Source organism: Microbulbifer sp., assembly GCF_036563125.1.
Classification (GTDB): domain Bacteria; phylum Pseudomonadota; class Gammaproteobacteria; order Pseudomonadales; family Cellvibrionaceae; genus Microbulbifer.
The window spans coordinates 1-2,970 of the sequence record NZ_DATCMV010000026.1 but is presented as its reverse complement, the minus strand read 5'-3'; the positions used below and the strand labels follow the sequence as shown (position 1 = coordinate 2,970).

The 2,970-nt window shown below is 55.9% G+C and carries 5 protein-coding genes; 3 read left to right on the top strand and 2 right to left on the bottom strand.

Going from position 1 to position 2,970, the window contains the following annotated elements; translation table 11 throughout:
- Window positions 1-414 (top strand): organic hydroperoxide resistance protein (locus tag VIL80_RS01705; protein ID WP_527250099.1); only part of this gene is annotated, 414 nt, incomplete at its 5' end.
- A gap of 82 nt (window positions 415-496) precedes the next feature.
- On the opposite strand, the gene VIL80_RS01700 is transcribed toward VIL80_RS01705, so the two are convergent.
- On the bottom strand, window positions 497-1,162 hold the full coding sequence (locus VIL80_RS01700) for a pseudouridine synthase (protein ID WP_332034432.1): 666 nt from the start codon (window positions 1,160-1,162) through the stop codon (window positions 497-499).
- 126 nt (window positions 1,163-1,288) lie between these two features.
- On the opposite strand from VIL80_RS01700, the gene VIL80_RS16765 reads away from it, so the two are divergent.
- Window positions 1,289-1,717 (top strand): thiol-disulfide oxidoreductase DCC family protein, encoded by a 429-nt coding sequence (locus tag VIL80_RS16765; protein WP_414684508.1) that lies wholly within the window; start codon window positions 1,289-1,291, stop codon window positions 1,715-1,717.
- A 71-nt stretch (window positions 1,718-1,788) separates the two neighbouring features.
- On the top strand, window positions 1,789-2,202 hold the full coding sequence (locus tag VIL80_RS01695) for an MAPEG family protein (protein ID WP_332034431.1): 414 nt from the start codon (window positions 1,789-1,791) through the stop codon (window positions 2,200-2,202).
- Window positions 2,203-2,223: 21 nt separating this feature from the next.
- On the opposite strand, the gene VIL80_RS01690 is transcribed toward VIL80_RS01695, so the two are convergent.
- Window positions 2,224-2,970, bottom strand: a 747-nt coding sequence (locus VIL80_RS01690) for a DODA-type extradiol aromatic ring-opening family dioxygenase (RefSeq protein ID WP_332034430.1), incomplete at its 5' end; no start/stop codon positions are given.

Below are 2,970 nucleotides of genomic sequence, written 5' to 3'. Positions count from 1 at the left end.
ACACTGTATACCGCTTCAGCCACCGTGACCGGTGGACGCGACGGCAGAGCCGTTTCTTCAGACGGCGTGCTGGACCTCAAGCTGACAACCCCGAAAGAACTGGGTGGGGCCGGAGGCGCGGCCACCAATCCGGAACAGCTGCTTGCCGCCGGCTATTCCGCCTGCTTTATCGGCGCCATGAAATTTGTCGGCGGCCAGTCCAAAGTCGCCATTCCCGCAAGTACCAGTGTGCGCGGCGAGGTGGGAATCGGCCAAGTGGAGGGCGGCTTCGGGCTTGAAGTAGACCTGCATGTGCATCTGCCCGGGCTGGAACAAGACGATGCGGAAACTCTGGTGGCACAGGCGCACAAGGTGTGCCCCTACTCCAATGCAACACGCGACAACATTGAAGTTCGCCTGCACGTGACAACCTGAACGGGCAACACGGAAAAGAAAAAAGGCGATCATTGATCGCCTTTTTTAAGTACCTAATCAGCCGGGACTCCGGAATCCCGGGTCAGGCTATCAAAAACTCTGGCCCCGGATTGCACAGCAAGTGCAGTGTTTTCCCCAGTACAGGATGCTCGAACCCCAGCTCCTGAGCATGCAGTAATAACCGCGGTGCCAAGGCGAGTGCTTCTGCATGGGCATAAAAGGGATCACCGAGAATCGGGTGGCCCAGTGCCTGCATGTGTACCCGTAACTGGTGCGAGCGACCCGTCACCGGCATCAGTTCCAGCAAGCTAGAGTTACCGTCACTTTCGAGTTTCTGCCAGCGGGTCAGCGACGGCTTGCCGTGCTCGAAATCCACCATCTGCTTGGGCCGGTTCGGCCAGTCGCAGATCAGCGGCAGATCCACTTCGCCCGCGTCACCCTCGGGCTCACCCCACACCCGCGCAAGGTAGGATTTTTCCACTGCACGATTCTGGAACAATGCGCTCAACTGCCGGTGTACTTCGGGACCGCGCGCCATCACCACTAGCCCCGAGGTATCCATATCCAGGCGATGCACGATCAGCGCGTCCGGATACTCCGCCTGCGCGCGACTGGCGAGACAGTCTTTGTGGGCGGGGTCGCGGCCGGGCACGGTGAGCAGGCCGCTGGGCTTGTCCAGCACCAGTAAGTGAGTGTCGCTGTAGACGACATCCAGATAGGGTATGGTAGGTGGATTGTAGGGGCGCAAAACTCGGCCTCGGGCAATACATCAGAAGATTGGGGGCAATTGCGCAAGCTTACTCAATTTTTCCCCGCTGCGCGTACAATTCAATTCCGGACCCTGTCACGGGCGCAAACTGAAAGGCACGTCTGAATGCCCGCTCCATACATTCATGAAAATGACAAAGTGGTTTTGTTTGACGGCGTATGTAAGCTTTGCTCGGCGTGGGCGAGATTCCTTATCAAGTTCGACAGGAATAGAATCTTTAAACTGGCCACGGTGCAATCCAGAGAGGGACAGGCGATACTCGAATACTACGGCCTGCCTACGGACACCTTCGAAACAATGGTGTACATCAGCGGCGAACTTCTGTACACGCGCTCAACGGCACTTCTGGAAATTCTGCGCGCCCTGCCATTCCCATGGCCGATGTTATCTGTTTTCGTATTGGTACCGCGGAAACTCAGGGACTGGATGTACGACCAGATTGCCTTAAATCGCTACCATTTTTTCGGAAAATACGATCACTGTCTTTTACCCGATCCGGACAATGAATCGAGATTCATACATGGAGAGGAATAGTAAGGAATCAGATTCCGGTCCAAAGATTTGCAACCACACCAATACTTTTCATCAGAATTGGCCACCAAACCATGAGCAGTGAACTTTTAATCCCGATGGCAGTGCATGTGGTGTGGACGGCCTTGCTGTATGCCTTGCTAACATTGATGCGAGCACCCAAAATTTGGAACATCGGCAACAGGGAAGATGGCTCGAACCCGTGGCAATCGATCGAGCCTAGAGTCAGCGCCAATCTTTCCAACCAGTTTGAATGGCCGCTGTTTTTTTATGCGGCGTGTCTTGTGGTGATTGCCGCGCCGGCGCTGTATCAGCCGATATTTCATTTATTCGCGTGGATATTTATAGCCGGTAGAGTTACCCACAGCGCGGTGCAGATTCTCACCACGAACATCCGCCTGCGCGGTATCGTGTTTACGATTAACTTCCTGGCGGTCTTAAGTATGTGGTGCCTTCTACTTAGCGCGGTATTGGGCGGCGCGCATTGACAAGACTTTGAGTCCGCTTGTCTATTGCCAGAGGTACATGCTCGCGCGTTTGTTGAGAATATGTAATGTAAACGCCTCCGTACTCGGCCTGCTCGCCAACCCGTAACACACGTGCAGTGGCAACAGGTGCTCTTCGCGGGGATGACAAAAGCGTGCACCGGGTGCTCTGTCCCAGTGAATAAATCTCTGCACACGCTCGGGTTCACTTATCGCCGTGCTGGTGCAGGTCTCATGTAGCCACTGTTCAAACGATTCGTTGAGTTTCTCGGATTCCGCCGTTTCCGCAGCAAAAAATGCGCGCATATTGTGGAACGAGAAGCCGGAACCTATCACCAGCAGATTTTCCCGCTCGATTCCCTGCAAGGCTGCGCCAACGGCCAGGTGCTGTGCTGCATCCAGGTTGCTGTTCAGCGACAGCTGGATGCAGGGAATGTCCGCCTGTGGAAAAAGGAGTTTCAGCGGCACGAAAAGGCCGTGATCAAAGCCGCGGCTTTCATCCAGTGCAGAAGTGATACCGGCCCGCGTCAAAGCCTCGTGAACCTCCTGCGCCAGCCCCGGGTCACCGGGACACGGATACTGGATGCTGTAAGACTCCTGCGGGAAACCGTAGTAGTCGTAGATCAGTGAGGGATTTGCACCGGCGGTGATGGTGGGCACACGCTCTTCCCAGTGCGCGCTGACCACCAGAATCGCCGACGGGCGCCGCAGGCGGCGGGAGATATTCTGCAGGCAGTCGACCATTTCCCCATGCCCGGGATCTCCGAGCAG